Source organism: Streptomyces sp. NPDC093260 (genome assembly GCF_040683715.1).
GTDB classification, from domain to species: Bacteria; Actinomycetota; Actinomycetes; order Streptomycetales; family Streptomycetaceae; genus Streptomyces; species Streptomyces sennicomposti.
Window position 1 is genome coordinate 1 of sequence record NZ_JBFBEK010000015.1, and the last position, 22845, is coordinate 22845.

19 protein-coding genes and 1 pseudogene are annotated in these 22845 nt (G+C 75.3%); 6 read left to right on the plus strand and 14 right to left on the minus strand.

The genetic code is table 11. The features are described from left to right. Positions 1 to 195: 195 nt before the first annotated feature. Positions 196 to 1761: a phospholipid carrier-dependent glycosyltransferase gene (locus AB0N63_RS20145; protein ID WP_365530505.1), complete on the minus strand. Its 1566-nt coding sequence runs from the start codon at positions 1759 to 1761 to the stop codon at positions 196 to 198. A gap of 371 nt (positions 1762 to 2132) precedes the next feature. Continuing rightward, complete coding sequence (locus AB0N63_RS20150) at positions 2133 to 2789, minus strand: nucleoside/nucleotide kinase family protein (protein ID WP_365530356.1); 657 nt, start codon at positions 2787 to 2789, stop codon at positions 2133 to 2135. A 135-nt stretch (positions 2790 to 2924) separates the two neighbouring features. Between AB0N63_RS20150 and AB0N63_RS20155 the strand changes: the two genes are divergently transcribed. Together AB0N63_RS20155 and AB0N63_RS20160 are read left to right on the plus strand one after the other, a co-directional pair. Further along, positions 2925 to 3680: a beta-phosphoglucomutase family hydrolase gene (locus AB0N63_RS20155; protein WP_365530357.1), complete on the plus strand. Its 756-nt coding sequence runs from the start codon at positions 2925 to 2927 to the stop codon at positions 3678 to 3680. Continuing rightward, positions 3677 to 6022, plus strand: a complete 2346-nt coding sequence (locus tag AB0N63_RS20160) for a glycosyl hydrolase family 65 protein (RefSeq protein WP_365530358.1) — start codon at positions 3677 to 3679, stop codon at positions 6020 to 6022. The genes AB0N63_RS20155 and AB0N63_RS20160 overlap by 4 nt, the downstream gene beginning before the upstream one ends. Positions 6023 to 6083: 61 nt before the next feature. Here AB0N63_RS20160 and AB0N63_RS20165 read toward each other — a convergent pair whose 3' ends face one another. Next, on the minus strand, positions 6084 to 6464 hold the full coding sequence (locus AB0N63_RS20165; protein ID WP_365530359.1) for a BlaI/MecI/CopY family transcriptional regulator: 381 nt from the start codon (positions 6462 to 6464) through the stop codon (positions 6084 to 6086). A gap of 256 nt (positions 6465 to 6720) precedes the next feature. On the opposite strand from AB0N63_RS20165, the gene AB0N63_RS20170 reads away from it, so the two are divergent. Continuing rightward, the gene (locus tag AB0N63_RS20170) at positions 6721 to 8289 is read left to right on the plus strand and encodes a hypothetical protein (RefSeq protein WP_365530360.1); all 1569 of its coding nucleotides are present in this window, start codon (positions 6721 to 6723) and stop codon (positions 8287 to 8289) included. After that, positions 8286 to 9236, plus strand: a complete 951-nt coding sequence (locus AB0N63_RS20175) for a lysylphosphatidylglycerol synthase domain-containing protein (RefSeq protein WP_365530361.1) — start codon at positions 8286 to 8288, stop codon at positions 9234 to 9236. Before AB0N63_RS20170 ends, AB0N63_RS20175 begins: the two co-directional genes overlap by 4 nt. Before the next feature lie 234 nt (positions 9237 to 9470). On the opposite strand, the gene AB0N63_RS20180 is transcribed toward AB0N63_RS20175, so the two are convergent. After that, positions 9471 to 10208: a phosphatase PAP2 family protein gene (locus AB0N63_RS20180; protein WP_365530362.1), complete on the minus strand. Its 738-nt coding sequence runs from the start codon at positions 10206 to 10208 to the stop codon at positions 9471 to 9473. Between the two features lie 381 nt (positions 10209 to 10589). On the opposite strand from AB0N63_RS20180, the gene AB0N63_RS20185 reads away from it, so the two are divergent. Then, positions 10590 to 11096: a DUF5709 domain-containing protein gene (locus AB0N63_RS20185; RefSeq protein WP_365530363.1), complete on the plus strand. Its 507-nt coding sequence runs from the start codon at positions 10590 to 10592 to the stop codon at positions 11094 to 11096. Positions 11097 to 11192: 96 nt separating this feature from the next. Here the strand turns inward: AB0N63_RS20185 and AB0N63_RS20190 are convergent, their stop codons facing one another. Then, complete coding sequence (locus AB0N63_RS20190) at positions 11193 to 11399, minus strand: hypothetical protein (RefSeq protein ID WP_365530364.1); 207 nt, start codon at positions 11397 to 11399, stop codon at positions 11193 to 11195. A gap of 300 nt (positions 11400 to 11699) precedes the next feature. Here AB0N63_RS20190 and AB0N63_RS20195 point away from each other — a divergent pair, with 300 nt between their 5' ends. Continuing rightward, positions 11700 to 13529, plus strand: coding sequence for a glycoside hydrolase family 15 protein (locus tag AB0N63_RS20195; RefSeq protein WP_365530365.1), 1830 nt, complete (start codon positions 11700 to 11702; stop codon positions 13527 to 13529). Between the two features lie 26 nt (positions 13530 to 13555). On the opposite strand, the gene AB0N63_RS20200 is transcribed toward AB0N63_RS20195, so the two are convergent. The 9 genes and pseudogenes from AB0N63_RS20200 to AB0N63_RS20240 form a co-directional block, all read right to left on the minus strand. Continuing rightward, positions 13556 to 14398: a chitosanase gene (locus AB0N63_RS20200; RefSeq protein WP_365530366.1), complete on the minus strand. Its 843-nt coding sequence runs from the start codon at positions 14396 to 14398 to the stop codon at positions 13556 to 13558. Positions 14399 to 14562: 164 nt separating this feature from the next. Continuing rightward, positions 14563 to 17325, minus strand: coding sequence for a SpoIIE family protein phosphatase (locus AB0N63_RS20205; RefSeq protein ID WP_365530367.1), 2763 nt, complete (start codon positions 17323 to 17325; stop codon positions 14563 to 14565). 165 nt (positions 17326 to 17490) lie between these two features. Then, positions 17491 to 17979: pseudogene (locus AB0N63_RS20210) on the minus strand (PP2C family protein-serine/threonine phosphatase); the annotation flags it as partial. A 168-nt stretch (positions 17980 to 18147) separates the two neighbouring features. After that, a complete protein-coding gene (locus tag AB0N63_RS20215; RefSeq protein ID WP_365530368.1) occupies positions 18148 to 18840 on the minus strand; it encodes a GAF and ANTAR domain-containing protein in 693 nt (230 codons plus the stop codon). 247 nt (positions 18841 to 19087) lie between these two features. Further along, on the minus strand, positions 19088 to 19561 hold the full coding sequence (locus AB0N63_RS20220) for a hypothetical protein (protein WP_365530369.1): 474 nt from the start codon (positions 19559 to 19561) through the stop codon (positions 19088 to 19090). A 632-nt stretch (positions 19562 to 20193) separates the two neighbouring features. After that, the gene (locus AB0N63_RS20225; RefSeq protein ID WP_365530506.1) at positions 20194 to 21054 is read right to left on the minus strand and encodes a fructosamine kinase family protein; all 861 of its coding nucleotides are present in this window, start codon (positions 21052 to 21054) and stop codon (positions 20194 to 20196) included. Between the two features lie 143 nt (positions 21055 to 21197). Then, entirely contained in the window at positions 21198 to 21662 is a 465-nt protein-coding gene (locus AB0N63_RS20230) for a low molecular weight protein-tyrosine-phosphatase (protein ID WP_365530370.1), read from the minus strand. Positions 21663 to 21768: 106 nt separating this feature from the next. Next, the gene (locus AB0N63_RS20235) at positions 21769 to 22533 is read right to left on the minus strand and encodes a metallophosphoesterase (protein ID WP_365530371.1); all 765 of its coding nucleotides are present in this window, start codon (positions 22531 to 22533) and stop codon (positions 21769 to 21771) included. Next, entirely contained in the window at positions 22530 to 22832 is a 303-nt protein-coding gene (locus tag AB0N63_RS20240; RefSeq protein WP_365530372.1) for a BON domain-containing protein, read from the minus strand. The genes AB0N63_RS20235 and AB0N63_RS20240 overlap by 4 nt, the downstream gene beginning before the upstream one ends. Positions 22833 to 22845: the final 13 nt, after the last annotated feature.

Below are 22845 nucleotides of genomic sequence, written 5' to 3' on the forward strand. Positions count from 1 at the left end.
GGTTCGTGGGCCTGCACCCGCGGGTTTCGGGGCGCCGGCCCCTGTGCTTTTCGTGGGTCGTGGGTGTTGGTGTGGGGGGGCCTGGCGGTAGTCACGAGCCGGTGGACCCTCCCGGCCACAGCACCTGGATGCCCCTGTCCCCGGCGCGACCGCTCCCCGGCGTGCTCGCGAGCGCGCTCATGACGGTCGGCGCGGTCAGCGCCGGTAGAGCGTGATCGAGTGCCCGACCTCGTCCACCGCGCGGCTCGACGCGATCAGCTCGGCCAGCCGCCCCGTCGCCTTGGCGGCGGCCGAGTCCGACACGGCCAGCAGCCCGTGCACGTCCGCGGGCGGTGCCGCGCGCGGATCGGCGGCGTGGACGCCGTAGAACGACGGCACGCCGCTGCCCTTGTAGACCAGCCACACCCGCTCGTCCGGGTACCGCGAGCGCAGCCGGCCGGCCAGCCGGCCCAGGTCCTGGCCCCAGTCCACGTTGGAGTCGTGCAGCAGCAGACGGGTGCGGGCCGGGCCGCCGAACGCCTCGTTGGCGTACGGCAGGTAGAACGGGTACGTCCGGACGGAGCTGATCGCGACGAAGGCCGTCAGCACTCCGGCCGCCGCGAGGGCGCCCCGCGCGCGGCGCGCCGTCACGGCGGCCGCCGCGGCGACGGCCAGGAACATCGGCAGGAACAGCGCGTACCGGGTGCCGAAGTCGCGCGAGGAGTGCATGGCCGCCGCCAGCAGGACCGCCGGCGGCGCGAGCACGTAGGGCGCCGCGCGCCGCAGCCGCCGCGCCGCCAGCAGGACGGCGGCGCCCGCGGCCCACAGCGCGAGCATCCCGAGGGGGGTCTTCACCAGCAGCGCGGCCGGCAGGTAGTACCAGCGCGCCCCGGTGTACACGTGCCCGAACAGGAAGCCCTGCCACGGCCGTCCCTCCAGCCCGAACTGGACGCGCATCCCGTCCCGGTACGCCCCCGGGAACGGCATCAGCTCGACCAGTGCCGCGCGCACCCCGTGCACGGCGGGCACCGGGCCGGCGTACGGCCTGCGCAGCCGTGGGTCGACCGCCAGGTAGGAGGCCCAGACGACGGCCACCATGGCCGCCGCCGCGACGGCGGCCCACCCGGCGGCGGCCGCGACCCGGATCCTGGCGGCGCGGCGGCCGAGTCCGTCCCGCGGCGGCCGGTCGCCCCGCGCGGGCCACACCGCGACCGCGGTGAGCGCCAGCAGCACCGGCACGGCCGGGAGCGCGTTCATCTTCGTGGCCACCGCCGCCCCCAGCGCCGCCCCGGCCAGGGGGACGCACGGTCCCGGCCGCCGTCGCGCCCGCCACAGCAGCCACGCCGAGGTCAGCACGAAGCCCGCGGCGGGCACGTCCAGCGTGGCCAGCGAGCCGTGCGCGATCAGATCGGGGGAGAAGGCGTACAGGGCGAGGGCCACCAGGCCGCCGGCCGGACCGGCCAGGTCACGGGCGAACGCGAGAACCACCAGCCCGAACAGCAGTGTCAGCGCGATCACCGGCAGCCGGGCCCACAGCATCAGCCGCCACGGATCGTTGCCCGACTCGTACAGCAGGTGCCGCCCCACCGCCCCTTGGTCGCCGGTGAACGAGGTGTCCAGGCGCGGACCGGCGACGGCGACCCCGGCCGCGATCAACAGCTTGCCCAGCGGCGGGTGTTCGGGGTTGTACGCGAGCCGGTGCTCCCGCAGGTAGACCGCCGCCGTGGCCACGTACACCGGCTCGTCGATGGTCGGGGTCTGCTCCCTGGCCGCCGTCACCATCGCGACGGCCATCTGCGCCAGCAGCAACCCGGCGACGCACGGCACGAGCCACCGCCGCCACCACGCCCTGTCGCGCCGTGCCGTCCCGGCGCCGGTCCGCGCCGGCCCGCGAAGCCCTCCGCGGACCATCGCCGCTCCGGACGGCCCTCCGGGCGGCGCCGCCTCGGCCGCCTCAGCCGTGTCCGCCGCGTCCGCGCCGTGAGGCCCGGGCGCCGTCCGGGCCGCTCGCTGTTCGCTCGCCATCGTCCGCCCCGCGGCGCCCGCCGTCCGGGCCGCGCCGCCGTACGCGTCGTACCGGCGGACCCTCCGCCGTGCCCACCGGTACGGTCCGCGGCCGGTCGTGGTTCAGCGCGCGCCCGTGCCGGCCGCGTTCAACGGGCGGGCGGCACCGCGGTGTCCGGCACGATCAGGTCCGCGCGGTCGCGGGTCGACGCCACCAGGTCCGCGTTGCGCTGGTCCGTGCCCAGCACCCAGGCGACCGCCTCGTCACGGCCCTTGCCGAACTCCTCGTGCCGGGCGACCAGACGGCGCACCCGCTCCGCCTCGTCCGGCTCGCAGAACCACACCTCGTCCAGCTCGGCCCGCACCCGTGCCCACGGGCCCTCGTCCAGCAGCAGGTAGTTGCCCTCGGTCACCACCAGCCGAGCCGTCGGTGGCACCGGGACGGCCCCGGCGAGGGGCTGCTCCAGGACGCGCTCAAAACCGGGCGCGTACACCGTCTCCGCCGTGCCGTAGTCCTCGCGCAGCCGCCGCAGCAGTGCCGCGTAGCCCGCCGCGTCGAAGGTGTCCGGCGCGCCCTTGCGGTCCCGGCGGCCCAGGCGGTCCAGTTCGGCGTCGGCCAGATGGAAGCCGTCCATCGGCACATGGGCGACCCACGGCTCGCCCGCGCCGTTCAGCGCGCGCACCAGCCGCTCGGCGAGCGTGGACTTCCCGGCGCCCGGGGCGCCCGCGATGCCCAGCAGCGCGCGGCGGCCCCCGCCGGTCAGCGAACGGGCGCGGTCGAGGAGGTCGGCGAAGGTCAGCGGCACGCGCCCAGTGTGTCACCCGGCCGTACCAGAGTCCGGGGCGCCCCGGACGCCCGTTGGCCGGAATGTCGGGGCGCGGCACGGTCGATGTGGCGCGCGCCACTTCGTCAGCGCGGCGATGCGGGGAAGGGTGCCTGTATGAAAGAGCTCGGTCTGCCCCCGGAAATCCTGGCCTGCCTCTTCGACCTCGACGGCGTCGTCACCAAGACGGCCGCGGTGCACGCGGCCGCCTGGAAGGAGACGTTCGACGCGTTCCTGCGCGAGCGGGAGGGCGCCGGCTACCGCCCCTTCGACTCGGTCGCCGACTACGACGAGTACGTCGACGGCCGGCCCCGCGCGGACGGCGTCCGCACCTTCCTCGCCTCGCGCGGCATCGAACTGCCCGAGGGCAGCCCAGACGACCCGCCGGACGCGCCCACGGTCAACGGCCTGGGCAACCGCAAGAACCAGCTCGTCCTGGAGAAGATCCGCACCGAGGGCGTGGAGGCCTACGACGGCACGCTGCGCTACATCGAGGCGGTCCGGGCGGCCGGGCTGAAGACGGCGATCGTCTCCTCCAGCGCCAACACCCTCGACGTACTGCGCTCCATCGACGCCGGGCACCTGTTCGACGTACGGATCGACGGCGTGGTCGCCCGCGAACGCGGCCTGCCCGGCAAGCCGCACCCGGACACCTTCCTCGCCGCCGCCCACGACCTCGGGGTGGAGGCGAAGCAGGCCGCCGTCTTCGAGGACGCCCTGGCCGGCATGGACGCGGGCCGCTCGGGCCACTTCGGCTACGTCGTCGGCGTGGACCGCGTCGGGCAGACCGACGCGCTGTACGCGCACGGCGCCGACGTCGTCGTCAAGGACCTCGCCGAACTCCTGACCGCCGCACCGGGAGGCGCCGCGTGATCACTCACGGTTCCTACGCCGTCGAGCCGTGGAGCGTCCGCGAGACGGAGCTCAGCCTGGACGTGCTGGCCCAGAGCGAGTCCGTCTTCGCGCTCTCCAACGGCCACGTCGGCTGGCGCGGCAACCTGGACGAGGGCGAGCCGCACGGCCTGCCCGGCTCCTACCTCAACGGCGTCTACGAGATGCACCCGCTGCCCTACGCCGAGGCCGGCTACGGCTACCCCGAATCGGGCCAGACGGTCATCAACATCACCAACGGCAAGGTGCTGCGGCTGCTCGTCGACGACGAGCCCTTCGACCTGCGCTACGGTCGGCTCGTCTCCCACGAGCGCGTCCTCGACCTGCGCCGGGGCGTGATGACCCGGACCTGCGAGTGGTGCTCGCCGGCCGGCACCCGCATCCGGGTGCGCGCCACCCGCATGATCTCCCTCACCCAGCGCTCCATCGGCGCGATCGCCTACGAGGTGGAGCCGGTCGACTGCCGGGCCCGCGTGGTCATCCAGTCCGAACTGGTCGCCAACGAGCAGCTCCCCGACGCCGACGGCGACCCGCGAGCGGCGCTGGCGCTGGAGGCCCCGCTGGAGCCGGAGGAGGACTTCGCCGCCGGCAACCGGCTGCGGCTGGTGCACCGCACCCGGCGCAGCGGACTGCGGGTGGCCGTGGCCGCCGACCACGTCGTCTCCGGCCCCGAGCGGACCACGACCACCAGCGAGAGCCACCCGGACCTGGCCCGGCTGACGGTCGCCGCCGTGCTGGAGCCGGGCCAGGCGCTGCGGGTGGAGAAGATCGTCGCGCACGGCTGGTCCGGGGCGCGCTCGCTGCCCGCCATGAGCGACCAGGTGGACGCCGCCCTGGCCGCCGCCGCGCACGGCGGCTGGTCCGGACTGGTCAAGGAGCAGAAGGCGTACCTGGACGACTTCTGGGCGTGCGCCGACGTGGAGGTGGACGGCGACGAGCAGATCCAGCAGGCCGTCCGCTTCGGGCTCTTCCATGTGCTCCAGGCCGGCGCCCGCGCCGAGGAACGGGCCATCCCCGCCAAGGGGCTGACCGGCTCGGGCTACGACGGGCACGCCTTCTGGGACACCGAGATGTTCGTGCTGCCGGTGCTCACCTACACCGCGCCGGACGCCGTGGCCGAGGCACTGCGCTGGCGGCAGAACACGCTGCCCGCGGCCCGGGAGCGGGCGGCCCAGCTCGGGCTGCGCGGCGCCGCGTTCCCCTGGCGGACCATCGGGGGGCAGGAGGGCTCGGCGTACTGGCCGGCCGGCACCGCCGCCTTCCACGTCAACGCCGACATCGCGCACGCCGTGGTGCGCTACGTCGCGGCCACCGGGGACGAGGAGTTCGAGCGCGAGACCGGGATGGAACTGCTGGTGGAGACGGCCCGGCTGTGGCGCTCGCTGGGCCACCACGACCACCGCGGCACCTTCCACATCGACGGCGTCACCGGCCCCGACGAGTACAGCGCGATCTGCGACGACAACACGTACACCAATCTGATGGCGCGGGCGAACCTGCTGGCCGCGGCCGACGTGGTCGAGCGCTACCCGAAGGAGGCGGAACGGCTCGGCGCCGACGACGAGGAGAGCGCCGCCTGGCGGGACGCCGCCGAGGCGATGAACATCCCGTACAACAGCGAACTGGGGGTGCACGAGCAGCACGCGGGCTTCACCCGCTACCAGCGCTGGGACTTCGCCGGCACCCGCGCCGACCAGTACCCGCTGATGCTGCACTTCCCCTACTTCGACCTGTACCGCAAGCAGGTGGTCAAACAGGCCGACCTGGTGCTGGCGATGTACACCTGCGGCGCCGAGTTCGACGCGGAGCACATCGCCCGCAACTTCGCCTACTACGAGCCGCTGACGGTGCGGGACTCCTCGCTGTCGGCGTGCGTGCAGGCGGTCATCGCCGCCCAGGCGGGCCATCTGCGCCTGGCCTACGACTACGCGGCCGAGGCCGCCCTGATGGACCTGGAGGACCTGGAGCACAACACCCGCGACGGGTTGCACATCGCCTCGCTGGCGGGTACCTGGATGGCGCTGGTGGCCGGCTTCGGCGGCACTCGCCGGGCCGGCGACGCGCTGGAGTTCGCGCCGCGCCTGCCGGAGAAGTTCAGCCGCCTGGCGTTCTCGCTGCGGTTCCGGGACCGCCGGCTGAAGGTGGAGATCACCCAGCAGACGGCGACATACACGCTGCTGGCCGGACCGGAGCTGACGGTGCGCCACCACGGCGACGCGCTCCCGCTGAGCCCCGACGCCCCCACGGCGGCCCGCCCGGTCCCCGCCCCGAAACACCGCCCGGCCCCCGAACAGCCCCCGCACCGCCGCCCGAACCGCCGCTGAACCGCCCACGGGCCTCCGGGGGCGGGGAACGGGCCGGACCGGCCCGCCCCCGGTCGGCCCGCTACGCCGGTCCCCGGGCCAGCAGTTCCCGCAGGGCGTGTTCCTCCTCGGGGCTCAGGCCGGTGACGAAGCGTCGCAGCACGGCGATCGGGTCGGGGCCGCGGTCGAGGGCGTCGTGCATCGCCTGGGCGGTCAGCTCGGCCGCGTCCTTCGCCGGCCGGTACGCGCCCCGGCGGCCGTCCACCTCGCGCAGCACCAAACCCTTGTCGTACAGCCGCTTGAGGATGGTGTGCACGGTGTTGTACGCCAGGCCGCCGATCTCCAGCTGGATCTCGGCCGGTGTCAGGGGCCGTTCCGTCGACCACAGGGCCGCGAGGACCTCGCTCTCCAGCTCGCCCGAGCTGCGCCGTTCCGTCCTGCCGTGAGGCCCTCCACCAGCCATGCCCTCAACCTTACAGCGCGTAGTGATTCCGGGGGTCCGGTGGTGCCCCGGCCGGCGGACCACCGCGACACGGGCCGGTTCGCCCCGGAAATCCCCGCTTTCCGCGGCTTCATCGTTTCTGCTGGTCCCTTCCGAGTTCGCCGACCTTTGGCAGATACTTTTCCGACGATTCCCCGACCTTCCACCCAGCTGCCGCGTCCGTCCCGCAGACTGTGGGGAGTCAGAAACCCTACAGTGCGTAGGGGGAGGGGTGGAGATGGCCGACAGCACGCACGCCATACTCGCCGGGACCCGGCGCCCCGGACCGGCGCCCGGCGCCGACCGCGCCTCCGGCCGCCGCGACGCCCTGCCCGTCGCGGCGGTGGCCGCCGCCTTCACCCTGGCCCAACTGCTCCTCGTCCGTCCCGGCACGGGCCTCGGCTGGGACGAGTCCGTCTACGTCAGCCAGGTCAGCCCGCACGCCCCGGCCGCCTTCTTCAGCGCCCCGCGCGCCCGCGGCGTCTCCCTGCTGGTGGCGCCCGTCGCGTCCTGGTCGTCCTCCACCGCACTGCTGCGCGTCTACCTCGCCGTCCTCTCGGGCCTCGCCCTGTACCTCGCCCTGCGGGTGTGGCGCACCCTCCTGCCCGCCCCGGTCCTCGCCCTGGCCGGCACCCTGTTCGCCTCACTGTGGGTGACCGTGTTCTACGGCCCGCAGGCCATGCCCAACTACTGGGTGGCCATCGGCGCCCTCGTCTGCGCCGGCTGCTTCCCGCGCGCCCGCGCCGACGGCCCCGCGGACGGCCGCTCCCGCACCGGGGACCGTCCCCGCGCCCGCAGCGGAGGGCGCCCGGCCGGAGGCCACCGCGACCGCGCCGCCCTGTACGGACTGTTCGGCGGCGCGGCCCTGATGGCCTGGATACGGCCCATGGACGCCGTCTGGGCCGTCCTCCCGCTGCTCGCCCTCGCCTCGGCGCAGGGAAACCGGCGGCCGCTGGCCGCCCTCCTCGCCGGACTCGTCGCCGGGTCCGCCGAGTGGGTGATCGAGGCGTACGCCGCCTACGGGGGCCTTCTGCGGCGGCTGTCCGACGCCTCCGCCATCCAGGGCCGCCTCGGCCCGCACTTCGCCGTGGTCGACCAGTTGCGCAGCCTCGGCGGGCGGACCCTGTGCCGTCCGTGCGCCGGCGCGCTGCCCCACCCGCTGATCACCGCCTGGTGGTTCGTCCTGCCGGCACTCGCCGTGCTCGGCGTCGTCCTCGCCCGGCGGGCCGGCCGCACCTCGCCCGCCGGGGTCGCCGCGGCCTGCGCGGCCACGGCCGCCGTCCCCTACCTGTTCCTCATCGGGTACGCGGCCCCCCGCTTCCTGCTGCCCGCCTACGCCCTGCTCGCCCTCCCGGCGGCCCTCGCCCTGACCCGTCTCGTCAGGAGAGCGGACGGCGCCTGGCGCCCCGTCGCCGCCGGGCTGGCCGCCGCCGGCCTCGCCACGCACCTCGCGGTCCAGTACGCCGTCCTGACCCGCACCGTGGACCGCACCGCCGCCGCCCACCGCGACTGGGACCGCACCGCGGCCGAACTGCACCGCCTCGGTGTCCGCCCGCCCTGCCTGCTCACCGGCGACAACGCCATCCCCATCGCCTTCTACACCGGCTGCGCCTCGGCCGCGACCGAGGGGCACAACGCCAACACCACCCGGGCGGCCATCGAGGAGACCGCCCGGCGGCAGCCCGTGGCCGCCCTCGTCGCCGCCCAGGGCTCCCCACCCGGCTACGCCCGGTCCTGGCCCGTCCACCCGTTCGGCGACCTGCGCCTGTACGTCGCGCCGGCGGCGCGGAAGGGCGCCGGACGATGACCACGTCCCCGCCGGTCGCCGCCGCCCCCGTCACCCGCCGCCGCGCCTGGTGGCACACCGGCGCCCTGCTCGCCGTGCTGCTGTGCGCCGCCTACCTCGGCGGCCGGCACTGGCCCGTGGTGGCGAGCGGCGTGGACCGGCTCGCCGTCGCCGACCAGGGCTGGCTGCTGGTGGGCGCTGCGGCGGCCGTCGCCACCTGGTGCTGCGCGGCCCTCGCCCAGCAGGGCGCGGTCGCCGAGCGGCTGCCCGGCGGGCGGCTGCTGGCCGCACAGTTCGCCGCCTCCGCCGCCAACCACGTCCTGCCCGCGGGGCTCGGGGCCGGCGCGGTCAATCTGCGCTTCCTGATGCGCTGCGGGCTGCCCGCCTGCCGTTCGGCGAGCGCCCTCGCGGTCAAGGCCGCGGCCGGGGTGCTCGCCCGCGCCGTCCTGATCGCGGTGCTCGCCGTCGTCTGCCCCGGCGTCCTGCGCGTCCCGCATGTGCCCGTGACGGCCGTGGCCGGGGGCCTGGCCGCCGTCATGGCACTGACCGTGCTGCTGCGCGGCCCGCTGCGGTCCCGCTGCGGGCGCGTGTTCGGCACGGTGCTGGCGGACGTGCGGGCCGTGCACTCCCGGCCGCACCGGGCCGCCGCCCTGTGGGGCGGATCGCTCGCCTTCGCGGCGGCGCACTGCCTGGTGGTGGTCGCCGTCGCGCAGGCCGTCCGGCTGCCGATCGAGGCGCCCCGGGTGGCCCTGCTCTACCTCGCCGCGAGCAGCGCCGCCGCCCTGCTGCCCACCCCGGGCGGTCTCGGCTCGCTGGACGCCGCGCTGGCCTTCGCCCTCACCACCGCCGGGGCGCCGGGCTCCGGGGCCGCCTCCACCGTCCTCGGCTACCGCCTCCTGACGGTCTGGCTGCCCCTCGTCCCCGGCCTGCTGGTCCTCGGGGCGCTGATCCGTCGCCGGGCGCTCTGACCAGGCGCGGGGCGTGTCGCGAAAGTCCCGATCGGCCCGCGGCGCCCGGCGCAGCGCCTGGCCGCGTTGTCGGGGCCGTCCGCGTCCGCCCAGTGCGCTGACGACCCTCCGCCTTGCGACGCACCGCACCGGACGCCGCGGGCCCCGCCCTTCGGGCGGACGACGGGACTCTCCCGACACGCCCCGGTCCTCGCGTCGGACCGCCCCGGCACACGTCGTGCCGACGGGCGGGCGTCAGGCCGGCGGGCGTGCGCGCCGTGCGGAGTACGACCGCTCCGCACCGCCCGGCGGCTTGCCGGCGGCCACCTCCTTCCCCGACAGCCCGTCCAGGACGTCCGGAGGCAGCCACCGCACCGCCGCGTACAGACACACCGCCAGCCACCCCGCGGCGTACAGCCAGCCGCCGATCACGTCGGTGAACCAGTGCACCCCGAGGTACACCCGGGTCAGCCCCACCAGCACGCCCCAGCAGCCCGCGACCACGCACAACGCGGTCCGGCCGCGCGGGCCGCGCAGCAGCGTGGCGGCGATCAGCAGACCGGCGGTGAGCGCGGACGTGCTGGTGTGCCCGGACGGGAACGACCAGCCGGAGGCGGCCGTCGCCCAGTCCAGCCGCGGCGGGCGCGGCCGGGCGGCCAGCTCCATCAGGCCGTAGCGCACCATCTGGCCCGCGGCGAGGCACACGACCCCGAGTCCCGCCGCGACCGCCCGCAGGCGCGGCGTACGCCCGAGGAGCACCCCGGCCAGCACGACGAGTACGTACGGCACCGCGCCCGTCCCCGTCGCGGTCAGGCCCCGGGCCACGGCGAGCGCCACCTCGGGCCGGTGGCCGAGGGACCAGGACAGCAGGCCCCGGTCGACCGGCAGAGGCGCGCCGTCGCCCCCGGCGGCGACCACGCCGACGACGGCGAACGCGGCCCAGGCGCCGCATCCCACGAGAGCCGCGCGCCCGGCGGCGTCCCGGCGGCTCACGGCGCCCACGGCGGCCGGGGCGTGGGGAAGGGCGGCCGAGGCGGCCCCGCCGCGACCGCGCGACGGGAGCCGCCGCACCACGAGCCCGCGAGGACTGGGACCATCCGCGCCTCCTGCGCCTGCGCTCCGCGCCCGTGGACCGTCCACGAACGTCCGGGGGACCTGCTTGGGACAACGACCGCCGTGCGCCCCCGTGACCACCCCCGGCGGGTGAACCGGCGGGCCGCGGCCCGGCCCGGTGTCCGGCGGGGGAGCCCAGGGGAGCCCATGGCAGTCCTGACCTGGTGTACCCCCGATTCGGCGGCGAAGTGATTGGACGGGCCCCGGCGGGAAACGCGGATCACGGCACGACGAGACACCGACCGCCGCGAGGGAGGACCCGTGAGCACCGATCCCATGGCCGACGACGCCTACCAGCCCACCGGGAGCAACGAGGAGCAGGAGGACGCCGCGCCGCTGGACATGCAGGACGCGGTGGACGAGCGGACCTACGACGACACCCTCGACGAGGGGTACTCCCCGCCCGAGAAGCCGCTCGGCGTCGACAAGTACGGCACCACGGCGGCCGAACAGCACGAGGGCGAGACCCTCGACCAGCGCCTGGCCCAGGAGCGCCCCGACGTGCGCGAGCCGGAGGGCGACGGCGTGGGCGACCTGCCCGGCGGCGAGGGTGAGCCCGTCGACCCCGAGGCGGGCACGGACCGCGCCGGGCGGCTGGTGGCGCCGGACGAGGGCGCGCACCCCGACACCACCAAGGACGAGATCGCCGCCGACAAGGGCATCGACGCGGGGGCCGCGAGCGCGGAGGAGGCCGCCGTGCACGTCGTCGAGGACGACGCCGCGCTGCCCGACGACGCCTACCGAGGCCGCACGCCGGACGACGTCTGACGAGGGCGCCCACCGGGGCCGCACGCCGGAGGGACCGGGACCCGCGCCGGGTTCCGGTCCCTCCGTGACGGCGGGCCGCGTCGGGTCCGCCGCCGGTCAGGGCAGCAGCTTGTCCAGCGCGGCCGGGCCCTCCGCCTCGATCTTGCGCTTGGCCCACTCCAGGTTGCGCGGCGTGATGTCCCGGCCGGCGGCCAGCACCACGTCCTCCGCCGTCACTTCGGTGCCGGTACGGGCGTGCAGCAGCTCGTCCGGCGTGCAGGCGTTCCCGGACGAACGGGATGCTTCGGGTTGCGACGTCGACATGTGTCCTCCTCGGGTCCGGCCGGGTCCCCGACCGGGTGCGGACTGCGCGCCCGTGCTGCGGGACCGGGACCTTCTCCCACCATTGCCCGCCGCGCCGCACCCTGCATCCGGAAGGGCCCCGCGTGCCGGGCCGGGCAGGTCCCGGCCCGCTGTGCCAGTAGGGGTACCTGACCGCGGCCCGGGAAAACCGCCGGACCCCGCCCCCGCCCCGATGTGCTCCTAAGCTGGAAGGACCCGGAAGGCCGGGCGGCGGGACGCACCGCGCGCCACCCGCGCGCCCCGATCAGGGAGGCCGCCGCCATGGCCGACACCGCCAGCCCGCAGCCCGTCGCCGACTGCGTGCCCATCGCCGACCACGGCCTGATCGGCGATCTGCGCACCGTCGCCCTCGTCGGCACCGACGGCACCATCGACTGGTACTGCCCGCCCGCCTTCGACGCCCCCAGCGTCTTCGCCGCCGTCCTCGACGCCGAGCGCGGCGGCCGCTTCGAACTGGCCGCGGCCCAGGCGGCCCGCACCAAGCAGTTCTACTTCCCCGACACCAACGTGCTGATCACCCGGTTCTTCACCGAGGACGGCGTCGGCGAGGTGCAGGACTTCATGCCGGTGACCGACGCCGGGGCGGGGGAGGCCGAACGGCACCGGCTGATCCGGCGGGTGGTGTGCGTACGCGGCACCCTGCCGTTCCGCGCCAGGATCGCGCCCCGTTTCAACTACGGCGCCGACCCGCACACGGTGCGCGCCGAGGGCCGGCTGATCCTGTTCGAGTCGGCGTCGCTGTCCCTCGCCCTCACCGCGACCGTGCAGCTGGAGGCGGACGGCCCTGACGTGACGGCGGAGTTCAAGCTCGCCGAGGGCGAGTCGGCCGTCTTCGCCCTCGACCAGGTCGGCGGCGAGGTGGCCCCGCGCCGCTGCGCCTGCACCGAGGCCGACGAGCAGTTCGCGGCCACCGTGGCCTACTGGCGGCGCTGGCTCGCGCAGTCCCGCTACCGGGGTCGCTGGCGCGAGATGGTGCACCGCTCCGCGCTCACCCTGAAGCTCCTCACCTACGCCCCGACCGGCGCCATCGTCGCCGCGCCCACCACGAGCCTGCCCGAACGCCTCGGCGGCGAGCGCAACTGGGACTACCGCTACGTGTGGGTGCGCGACGCCGCGTTCGCCGTCTACGCGCTGCTGCGGCTCGGCTTCACGGGCGAGGCGGCCGCCTTCATGCGCTTTTTGACCCTGCACATCAGCCCCGGCGACGGCAGGGCCACCGGCCCGTTGCAGGTCATGTACGGCATCGACGGCCGCACCGAGCTGCCCGAGCGCGAACTCGGCCACCTCACCGGGCACCGCGGCTCCGCCCCGGTGCGGGTCGGCAACGCCGCCGCCGACCAGCTCCAGCTGGACATCTACGGCGCGCTGATCGACTCCATCTACCTCTACGACAAATGGGCCGAGCCGATCTCCAGCGCCCAGTGGGACGACGTGTGCGCCCTGGTCGACTGGGTGTGCGACAACTGGGACCAGCCCGACGAGGGCGTGTGGGAGACCCGCGGCGGCCGCAGGAACTTCCTGTACTCGCGGCTGATGTGCTGGGTCGCCGTGGAGCGCGCCATCCGGCTGGCCAACCGCCGCGGTCTGCCCGCCGACCTGCCGCGCTGGCGGCAGAGCCGGGACGCGATCTACCGCCGGGTCATGGACCGCGGCTGGTCGGCCGAGCGGCGGGCGTTCGTCCAGTACGAGGGCGGCGACGTGCTGGACGCGGCCGTGCTGATGATGCCGCTGGCCAAGTTCATCGCCCCCACCGACCCCAAGTGGCTGGCCACCCTGGACGCGCTCACCGACGACCTGGTCTCCGACTCCCTCGTCTACCGCTACGACCCGACGAGCAGTCCCGACGGACTGCGCGGCGACGAGGGCACGTTCTCCATCTGCTCGTTCTGGTACGTGGAGGCCCTCACCCGGGCCGGCCGCCTGGACGAGGCCCGTCTCGCCTTCGAGAAGATGCTCACCTACGGCAACCATCTCGGCCTGTACGCCGAGGAGATCGGGCGCACCGGCGAGCAGCAGGGCAACTTCCCGCAGGCGTTCACGCACCTGTCGCTGATCAGCGCCGCGTACAACCTGGACCGCGCGCTCGGCTGACCCGGGCGCGCGGTCCGCGGCGGCGATCAGCCGATGTGGTACGGGTCGCCGTACACCTTCCAGTCCAGCGGCGGGTTGAGGTCGAGGTTGCCGTTGCGCAGGAAGACCCGCTGCTCGGTGTCGACCCGGCTGGTGTCGCTGTGGGCCTCCTCCTGCTTCATCGCCCACACCCGCGCGTCGAGGAAGGCGTTCAGGTACGCCGCCTCGTCGCCGCCCTGGGCCGGCGGCTTCGCGGTGCGCAGCGCGCGCTTGCGGATGCTGCGGAAGCTGGTGGCGTCGTCGCCGTCGCCGTGCATCACGATGGCGTCGTAGTAGGCGAACTGGCCGAGCGCGCGCAGCCCGTCCGCCTTGCCCTGGGCGACGGCCGGGCCGAAGTAGACGCGGTCGCGTTCGTCGTTCTGGGCCTGCTGGAACACGGTGTCCTTGGCGGCCGTGCGCCAGTCCCTGGGGAAGTCGGGGTCCAGCCCGGCGTGCGAGTCGGTGCCGTCGACCCGGCGCAGCGCCGGGAGGTACTTGGCGAGCACGTTGCCGCTCTTGCGGTCGGTGTAGAGCTGGACCAGGTCGAGCATGTCGCCGGTGCCGGAGCAGAAGCCGATGATGCCGGCGGTGTAGCCGCGGCCGTCGCCGATGTCCTCGATGTACTTGTACTGCGCCTTCCAGTCGAGCGAGGAGTTCTCCGCGCTCGACACCAACTGCATGGCGATCTCCTTCTTGGCCGGGTCGTCCAGGCCCGGCCCGGCGGCCGGGGCCGCCGCCGCGCCCGCGGCGTCGAGCAGCGGGACGGCGGCCACGGCGGCGCCGAGGAGGGCGAGGACGGTACGGCGGGGGATGCCGGGCACGGCAGCCGCACGGAAGTTCGGATGCACCATGGGGACTCCAAGGGCGAGTGGGGGGAGGGTAGTTGGCCGCGCCTGCGGATATGCGACCAACTGATAGGAAGGTTTCCTACCAGAAAGTCGAACGTGTGGTCACCGGTCGAACGCCGAATTCGTAGAAACGTACGGAAGGGCCGCGGGGGAGCGGCCCGGCCGGGTCAGGGCAGCGGCTGCTCGGCCCAGATGACCTTTCCCGTCGCCGTGTAGCGCGTACCCCACCGCTCGGCGAGCTGCGCCACCAGGAACAGGCCCCGGCCGCCCTCGTCGGTGGCCGCCGCGTACCGCAGATGCGGCGAGGTGCTGCCGCTGTCGAACACCTCGCAGATGAGGACGCGGTCGCGCAGCATCCGCACCCGGATCGGCGCCGCGCCGTAGCGGATCGCGTTGGTGACCAGCTCGCTGAGGATCAGCTCCGTGGTGAACGCCAGCTCGTCCAGCCCCCACCGCGCCAGCTGCGCGGTCACCGCGGCGCGCACCTCGCCCACGGCCGCCGGGTCCGACGGCACCTCCCACTCGGCGATCCGGTCGGCGGCCAGCGCCCGGGTGCGGGCGACCAGCAGCGCCACGTCGTCCACCGGCCGGAACGGCTGCCGGGCGTCCAGCACCGCACGGCACGTCTCCTCGGGCGAGGGACCGGCCGAGGCCAGCGCCGCGCGCAGCTCCGCCAGACCGGTGTCGATGTCCCGCTGCCGGTCCTCCACCAGCCCGTCCGTGTACAGGACGAGCCGGCTGCCCTCGGGCAGCTCCAGCTCGGCCGTCTCGAACGGCAGACCGCCGAGGCCCAGTGGCGGCCCGGCGGGCACCTCCGCGAACGTCACATCGCCGCCGGGCGCGATCACGGCGGGCGGCGGATGACCGGCCCGGGCGACGGCGCACCGCCGGGAGACCGGATCGTAGACCGCGTACAGACAGGTCGCCCCGATCACCGGCGCACCCGGCCCGTCTCCCGGCTCGTCCTGGTCGATCCGGCCGACCAGCTCGTCCAGCAGCCCCAGCAGCTCGTCCGGCGCCAGGTCCAGGGCGGAGAAGTTGTGCACCGCGGTCCGCAGCCGGCCCATCGTGGCCGCCGCGTGCAGCCCGTGGCCCACCACGTCGCCGACCACCAGCGCCACGCGCGCCCCGGACAGCGGCAGCACGTCGAACCAGTCGCCGCCCACGCCCGACTGCGCCGGCAGATACCGGTAGGCGATGTCCAGCGCGCTCTGCTCGGGCAGCCGGCGCGGCAGCAGACTGCGCTGCAACGTGACCGCCATGCCGTGCTCGCGGGTGTAGCGGCGGGCGTTGTCGATGGAGACCGCGGCCCGCGCCACCAGCTCCTCGGCCAGCGCCAGCTCCTCGGTGTCGAACGGCTCGGGCCTCTCGGAGCGCCAGAAGTCGACCAGCCCCAGCACCACCGTCCCGGCCCGCACCGGCACCGTGATCAGCGTGTGGATGCCGTACGCCACGATCCGCGCGGTGCGCTCGGGGTCCTGCGCCAGCCAGCCCGTCGCCGTCTCCAGACGCGGCTCGAGGACCGCTCTGCGGGTGCGCAGAGCGACGGCCTGCGGAGAGGTGTCGACGAACCGGAACTGCCGGCCCACCGGGTACAGAGGGGCGTCGTCCCTGATCCCGCCGACGGCCGTGCGGCGCAGGGCCGCGCCCGGCTCCGGGTCCTCGCCGCGCAGCACCGCGTCGTACAGGTCCACGGTGACGAAGTCGGCGAACCGGGGCACGGCCACCTCGGCCAGCTCCTGGGCGGTCCGGGTCACGTCCAGGGTGGTGCCGACGCCCACCCCGGCGTCGTAGAGCAGGCTCAGGCGCTCCCGGGCCAGCTCGGCGCGGCCGGCCAGGGCGCGCAGCTCCGTGGAGTCGCGCAGGGTGGCCACGCTGCCCGAGGGACCGCCGTCCAGGTCGGTGGGGCGCTGGTTGACCGCCAGCAGCCGTTCGCCCACCGGGTGCAGCTCGTCGGTGACCGTCACTCCGGAGGCCAGCAGATCGGCGGTGGCCGCATCGAGGCCGAGATCGCGCACGTCGCGGCCCTCGGCGTCCGCCGGCAGATCGAGCAGACGGTGCGCCTCGTCGTTGGCGAGCAGCAGCCGGCCCTCCTCACCGATGATGATCACGCCCTCCCGGACCGAGTGCAGCACCGCGTCGTGGTGCTCGTACATCCGGGTCATCTCGCCCGGCCCCAGGCCGTGGGTCTGCCGCAGCAGCCGCCGGCTGACCAGCGCCGTCCCCGCCGTGGCCAGGACGAGACCCACCCCGGCCGCCCCCAGCACGACGGGCAGCTGCCGGTCGGCGAGGCCGCCCACGTTGTGGGTGGTGATACCGGCCGCGACCAGCCCCTCCACCTTGCCGCCGGGCGCCTGGACGGGCACCACCGCCTGCACCAGCCGCCCTATCGTGCCGTTGACCTCCTCGACGACCGTGCCGCCGCGCACCGCGGGCCCGATGTCGCCGACGAACTTCTTGCCGATGCGGTCCGGCACCGGGTGCGTGTAGCGGACGCCGTCGGTGTTCATCACGACGATGAAGTCGACGTGGGCCGCCTCGCGGGCGGCCTCGGCCCGCGGCTGGAGGATCGTCGTCGGGTCCGGGGCGGCGAGGGCCTCGCGGGTGCCCGGCGCGTTGGCGAACGTCTCGGCGACCGCGAGTGAGCGGTTGCGGGCCTCGGCGGTGGTGTCGTGCCGCACCTGGAGCACCAGCGCCACCACCGCCGCCACCACGAGCAGCAGCACGATGACGACCTGGAGCACGAACACCTGTCCGGCGACGCTGCGCCCGCGCAGCGCGGATCTGAACCGCGTGGACCGGCCGGCCTCGGACCGGCCGCGCTCGGCGCGTTCACGCGCCCGCCGGGCCGGGCCGGGAGCGTGCTCCAGGCGCCGGCCGGTGGGCGGGCGGGACGGCCGGGGGCCGGTTCGACCCGGAAGTCGGACCATGATGCCATGTCTACACTGCCGGGCCTGATGAGGCGAGGGGCGTCACAGCCTCTTGACGGGATGTTGGCCGGACCCGAGCGAGTCCCGCTCACCTCCGGACCCGCGTGAGTCGTGCCCACCTCACCCGTCGCCGGTGCCGTCGTGCGGGCCCGGGCGGCGCAGGGCCTACAGGAGCGCGATGCCGGCGGGCCGGTCCGCGGTGTGCCGGGCCGTCGCGGTCAGCCGGTCGGCGGCGACGCGGGCCGGCGACGGTCCGGCACACCGCGCGGCCTCCGCGCCCACCTGCGCCGGCGCCCTGCGCAGGGCGGTGATGCCCTCGTCGATGTCCACCCGGGCCGCTCCACGAGCCCGTCGGTGTACAGACCGGGATCGCGCCCGGCTCCAGCCGCGGCCCGCCCACCGGATGGCGGGCGGTGTCGTCCGCCCCGAGGACGGCGCCGCCGGGCGGGTCGCAGACCTCGGTTCGGCCGTCCGGGTGACGAGGCAGCGGCAGCGGATGCCCGGCCCGGCCGCCCGGCCCACCCCGGTCGCCGGGTCCGGCCGCAGAGAGCAACAGCTCGAGAACTGCCCCGGGGCGAGATCGATCAGCGGCCGGTCGTGGCCGTTCATCACCTCCTCTGGCGGCCGGTCGCCGAGCGCGAACGCCTTGACCGCGCCGTGTGACTGCCCGTGGTGGCGGCCGCGCCGCCGTCGCGTCCGCTTCCTCGCTCGTCGTCGGCCCCGCCTCGTCCCCGCGCCGACACGAGCACGACACGGCAAGAACGCGCCCCGATGTCCCGGCGGCGCACCCGGCACGGCGGCGGACATCCGGCGGGCCGTCCGTCAGGGCTTCTCGGGCCGCTTCTCGCGGATGTTCTGGGCGACGTCGCGGAGCTTGACATTGTGGTGCTGGGAGATGCGGCGCAGCACCGCGAACGCGTCGTCCTCGCTCAGCCGGTGCCGTTCACGCAGTATGCCCATGGCCTCGCCGATGGCGTGCCGGGTCTCCAGGGCGTGTTCGAGCTGGTCGACGGTGCGGGCGCTGGCCACCGCCACCGCGGCGTGCGAGGCCAGCAGCCAGCCGGCCGTCTCGCTCTCGGGGGTGAACGCGCCGGGCCGGGTGGAGTAGCAGTCCAGCGCGCCGAAGTCCTGGTCCTCGGTGTACAGCAGGAAGCCCATCATGCTGCCGATCCCCAGGTCGCGGGCGGCCGGCGCGTACCGCGGCCAGGCGGGCTGGGGTTTGGTCATGTCGCTGATGCGGAACATCCGGTCGTCGTCCACCCGGCGGGCGGCGTCGAAGCACGGACCCTCGCCGAGCTCGCCCTGCAACCGGTCGGACTCCTCGACCATGTCCCCGCTCACCGCCAGGCTCACCGCCCGGCCCTTGCGCACGGCGAGGATGCCGGCGGCCTCGCAGCCGTCGATCAGCTCGACCGCCGCCGAGACGATCTCCTCGAGGGTCGCCTGGGGCGAGTCCTGGGCCAGCAGACGCCGGGCGAGCTGCGCCATCTGTTCGGCGAACTCACGCCAGTCCATCCGTTCGCACCACCCTTCTCCCAGTCTCCTGCAAGGGTGACGTCGCCCTCAGTCTCCGGCACCCGCAGCGTACCCCGCTCACCGTGCGATACCCCGCAAGCCGATCATGATGCCCACGCGCGCCGGAGCGCGCGCACGGGGGCGCGGCGGCGGGGGAGGTCGCGGACGCGCCGGCGCCCCGGCCGGGAGGGCCGGGGCGCCGGCGCCGCGCGCTGCGGCGGTCAGGAGCGAAGGTGCGGCCCTGCGGTCACGCGCCCCACGTGCCCTGGTTGACCGCGCAGCTCCAGCCGGAGCCGTGCAGCGTGAGCTTCAGCTGGTAGCTGCGGGTGTTGAGCAGGTGGGTGCGGACCCGGAAGCCGAGACTCGCCTTGCCCCTGAAGGTGGAGGTGGAGACGGAGACGGTCGTGGAGGTGCGGTGGCTGATCCCGCCGCCGGTCGCCTTCGCCGTGCCGAAGCGGATGTTCTTCGAGTTGGTGACCGTGAAGGTGACCTTCCGGAAGCTCTTGCTCGTCTTGCTCTTGATGCCGAAGTACAGACCCCCGTTGGTCACCCAGCCGTTGTGGTCGACGTAGAAGCGGGACGGGTAGACGATGTTGACCGGGCAGCCCGAACTCCGCGGTGCGGCGGTCGACGCGGAGGCGGTCCCGGCGAGACCCAGCTGAGCGGCGGTGACGGCCCCGACTGCGGCCAGGACGGCGGCGGTTGTGCGTGTGCGGTTCACTGCGGTGACACCTTTCCCCCTGCGGCCCCGAAGGGCCGGCGCGGCATGACCGGTGGCGCACCCGGTGGTACGCCGGCATGCCTGTTTCGCGGTATTTCCTACCACGGGCGGCACCTTCCCGGGCGATATCTGGGGCGCCAGTGCCACTCGTTGACCAAACCGGTACACAACATGGCCCCACCGCGCTGGTGTTGTGCGCAGCAGCCACCCTCTTCGCACGGCGGGGCGACGGCCGGCTGACGGCCCGGTGGCCACGGTCATGGGGTGGGCACCTCGGCCCCAGGCGTTGGTCACTTGTTCACTCCCGGTCCCTGACGGCGTCCGGCGCGGCGGCCGGGGAGTGGGTCGGCGGTCCGTTCCGCTCCGGCGCGCGGACCGGCCCGTGCGAGAGCTTCGTCCGCGCAAGAAGGGCATCCCCTGCCGAGGTGACACGCCGCAGGCTCCTGGGCCTGACCGCGCGCTGGGAGGGGCCACCACCGCATCCCCCGCCAGGAACGCGGCCACCGCCCCCACCTGTGAGCCGCCGGCGCCGGTGGGCGCGGACCCACTCGGCGTGTGTGCGCGGTGACGGCCACCCCGCCGTGCGACCGCGCCGCCCGCCGCCGTGTACCGCACCGGTGGGGCGGCGCGCGTCACGCGGGCGCGCCGCGGGCCGCGGTGAGCGCCCGTTCGGCGTAGCCGCGGCCGAACAGCACCGTGTGGACCAGCAGGGGGAAGAGCTGGTGCAGGCCGATTCGGTCGCGCCAGCCGTCGGCGAGCGGCGCCGCCTCCTGGTAGCCGGCCAGCACCCGGTCCAGGCGCGGGCAGCCGAACAGGTGGAGCATCGCCAGGTCGGTCTCCCGGTGGCCGCCGTGCGCGGCGGGGTCGATCAGCCACACCCGGCCGTCCGCGCCCCACAGCACGTTGCCGTTCCACAGGTCGCCGTGCAGCCGGGCGGGCGGCTCGGCGGGACCCGCCAGGCCCGGCAGCCGCTCCAGCACGCCCTCGATCACCGCCGCCTCGGCCGGACGCAGGACGCCCTTGTCCACCGCCCGTCGCAGATAGGGCAGCACCCGGTGCTCGGCGTACCAGGAGGGCCAGTCGTCACCGGGCACGTTGCGCATGGGGGCGCGGCCGATGTACGCCTCCCGCGGGCCGCCGGGCGGCGGAGTGCCGAACGCCCGGGCCCCCGCCGCGTGGAGCGCCGCAAGGTCCCGGCCGAACCGGAGCGCGGCCCGTGCGTCGGGCCGCCCCTCGGCGACCCGGTCGATCACCAGGCGGTGCGCGTCGTGGCCGCGCACCGAGGGGACGCGTACGGCGCCGGCCTCGGCGAGCCAGGCCAGCCCGGCCGCCTCCGCGCGCACGGCGCCGGGTGCGTCGCCGCGCTTGACCATCACCACCTGCCCGCCGTCGAGCGTCACTTCGGCGAGGGCGGCGGACAGCCGGCGCTCGGCGACCGCCGCACGGCCGGTCAGCCGGGAGGCGGCGGCGCCGGGGGCGTCGTCGTGGGACATGTCGGGGTGCCTCCCGCCGGGATGGCTTCCGCCATGGTGGGCCCCGGTGTCGTCGCCGCCCGGCAGGCGGCCCGCGGACCGGGGCGTACCGGCCCGGTCCGCGTCCGGCCCGGCCTCACCGCCGTCGTCCCGGGGGTCGTCCGTCATGACGGCAGGCGCTCGCGCACCCAGGCCAGCAGGCCGGGCATCGCGGCCTCGACCATGGCCAGCACCTCGTCGAACCCCTCCGGGCCGCCGTAGTACGGGTCGGGCACGTCCAGGTCGCCGGTGGCCGCCGGGTCGAAGGAGCGCAGCAGCCGGACCCTGGACGGGTCGGCCACGAGACGCCGCAGCGCCTTCTCGTGGCCGGCGTCCATCGCCAGGAACAGGTCGGCGTCCAGATGCTCGGCGCCGACCTGCACGGCCACGTGCTCCACCGGATAGCCGTGCCGGGCCAGGGCCGCACCGGCCCGCTCGTCGATGGGCTCCCCGATGTGCCAGGGCCCGATGCCGGCGCTGGTGACCCGCACCGCCCCGTCCAGACCGGCTCGGCGCAGCCGCTCGGCGAGGACCAGCGCCCCGGACGGCGACCGGCAGATGTTCCCGCTGCAGACGAAACAGATGTGCACGGACCCCAGGGTAGGCGGCCCCGCCCGAGCCGGTGGCGCCCCGCCGCCGTGCACCGGTCACTTCCGGCCCACCCGGTGGCCGGGGCGCGCCCGGTGCGGCGCCCGGTCAGCCGTTCCGCTCGCCGCCCGCCCCCGTGGGCACCGGCTCCCGCTCGTGCAGGTGGTAGATGTGGAAGGCCCGTCCGATGACCGGCTGTGCCACGTTCCGCACCCGTACGCCGCCGTTGGTCATGCCGTTCTCCGTGCCGGAGTGCGCGTGGCCGTGGACGGCGAGGTCCGCGCCCGCCGTGTCGACCGCCTCGGCCAGCAGGTAGCTGCCGAGGAACGGATAGATCTCCAGCGGCTCGCCGGCCAGCGTCTCGGGGACGGGGGAGTAGTGGGTCAGCGCGATCCGCGCGTCACACCCCTGGCCGTCCAGCTCCTCCAGCGCCGTGCGCAGCCCGTCGGCGCAGCGGCGGGTGTACCGGACGAACTCCTTCATCAGCGGCTCGCCGAACTCGCCCGCGCAGCGTCCCATGAAGCCCCCGCCGAACCCCTTCGTACCGGCCACGCCGACCCGTGCGTCGCCGCACCGCACGACGGTCCCGCGCCCCTCCAGCACCTGTGCGCCCGCGTCCTCCAGGATCGCGGTGACCTCCTCGGGCCGGTCGTCGTGGTGGTCGTGGTTGCCGAGCACCGCCACGACCGGCACGCCCACGTCCCGTATCTCGTCCGCCACCACCCGGGCCTCCTCGGGGGTTCCGTGCCGGGTGAGGTCCCCGGCCAGCAGCAGGACGTCGGCGAGTTCGGGCAGGGTCTCGAAGGCGGGCCGGAGCGTGCCCCGGGTCTCGGGCGCCATATGGATGTCCCCGACGGCTGCTATCCGGATCATGCGAGGTCCTCCGCGTGGTCGGGGCTGGTGGCGTCGGCGACGACGATGTCGCAGTGGACCTGGTGCCCGGTCAGCTCGCCGGCGACGAGGCCGCAGATGTCGTCGCGGCACCGCGCCGAGGGGACCGTCCCGGTCAGCAGCACCGTCTCGCCGCGCACCTCCAGCCGCACCCCCAGCTCGCCCAGGGGGCCGCCGGCGATCCGTTCCCTCAGATGGGCGACGCGGTACTCCAGGTTGGTCCCCGCGTCGTTCCCGGCGGCCGGGGCGCCGGGTGCCTGCTCCTGGCCGTGGTGGTTCATGACGCTGCTCCTC

Excerpts from the sequence above, each read along its gene's own strand:
- AB0N63_RS20145 (WP_365530505.1), bottom strand. The coding sequence starts at position 1,761 with ATGGTGACGGCGGCCAGGGAGCAGACCCCGACCATCGACGAGCCGGTG.
- AB0N63_RS20155 (WP_365530357.1), top strand. The coding sequence starts at position 2,925 with ATGAAAGAGCTCGGTCTGCCCCCGGAAATCCTGGCCTGCCTCTTCGAC.
- AB0N63_RS20165 (WP_365530359.1), bottom strand. The coding sequence starts at position 6,464 with ATGGCTGGTGGAGGGCCTCACGGCAGGACGGAACGGCGCAGCTCGGGC.
- AB0N63_RS20170 (WP_365530360.1), top strand. The coding sequence starts at position 6,721 with ATGGCCGACAGCACGCACGCCATACTCGCCGGGACCCGGCGCCCCGGA.
- AB0N63_RS20175 (WP_365530361.1), top strand. The coding sequence starts at position 8,286 with ATGACCACGTCCCCGCCGGTCGCCGCCGCCCCCGTCACCCGCCGCCGC.
- AB0N63_RS20190 (WP_365530364.1), bottom strand. The coding sequence starts at position 11,399 with ATGTCGACGTCGCAACCCGAAGCATCCCGTTCGTCCGGGAACGCCTGC.
- AB0N63_RS20195 (WP_365530365.1), top strand. The coding sequence starts at position 11,700 with ATGGCCGACACCGCCAGCCCGCAGCCCGTCGCCGACTGCGTGCCCATC.
- AB0N63_RS20200 (WP_365530366.1), bottom strand. The coding sequence starts at position 14,398 with ATGGTGCATCCGAACTTCCGTGCGGCTGCCGTGCCCGGCATCCCCCGC.
- AB0N63_RS20205 (WP_365530367.1), bottom strand. The coding sequence starts at position 17,325 with ATGGTCCGACTTCCGGGTCGAACCGGCCCCCGGCCGTCCCGCCCGCCC.
- AB0N63_RS20215 (WP_365530368.1), bottom strand. The coding sequence starts at position 18,840 with ATGGACTGGCGTGAGTTCGCCGAACAGATGGCGCAGCTCGCCCGGCGT.
- AB0N63_RS20225 (WP_365530506.1), bottom strand. The coding sequence starts at position 21,054 with ATGTCCCACGACGACGCCCCCGGCGCCGCCGCCTCCCGGCTGACCGGC.
- AB0N63_RS20235 (WP_365530371.1), bottom strand. The coding sequence starts at position 22,533 with ATGATCCGGATAGCAGCCGTCGGGGACATCCATATGGCGCCCGAGACC.
- AB0N63_RS20240 (WP_365530372.1), bottom strand. The coding sequence starts at position 22,832 with ATGAACCACCACGGCCAGGAGCAGGCACCCGGCGCCCCGGCCGCCGGG.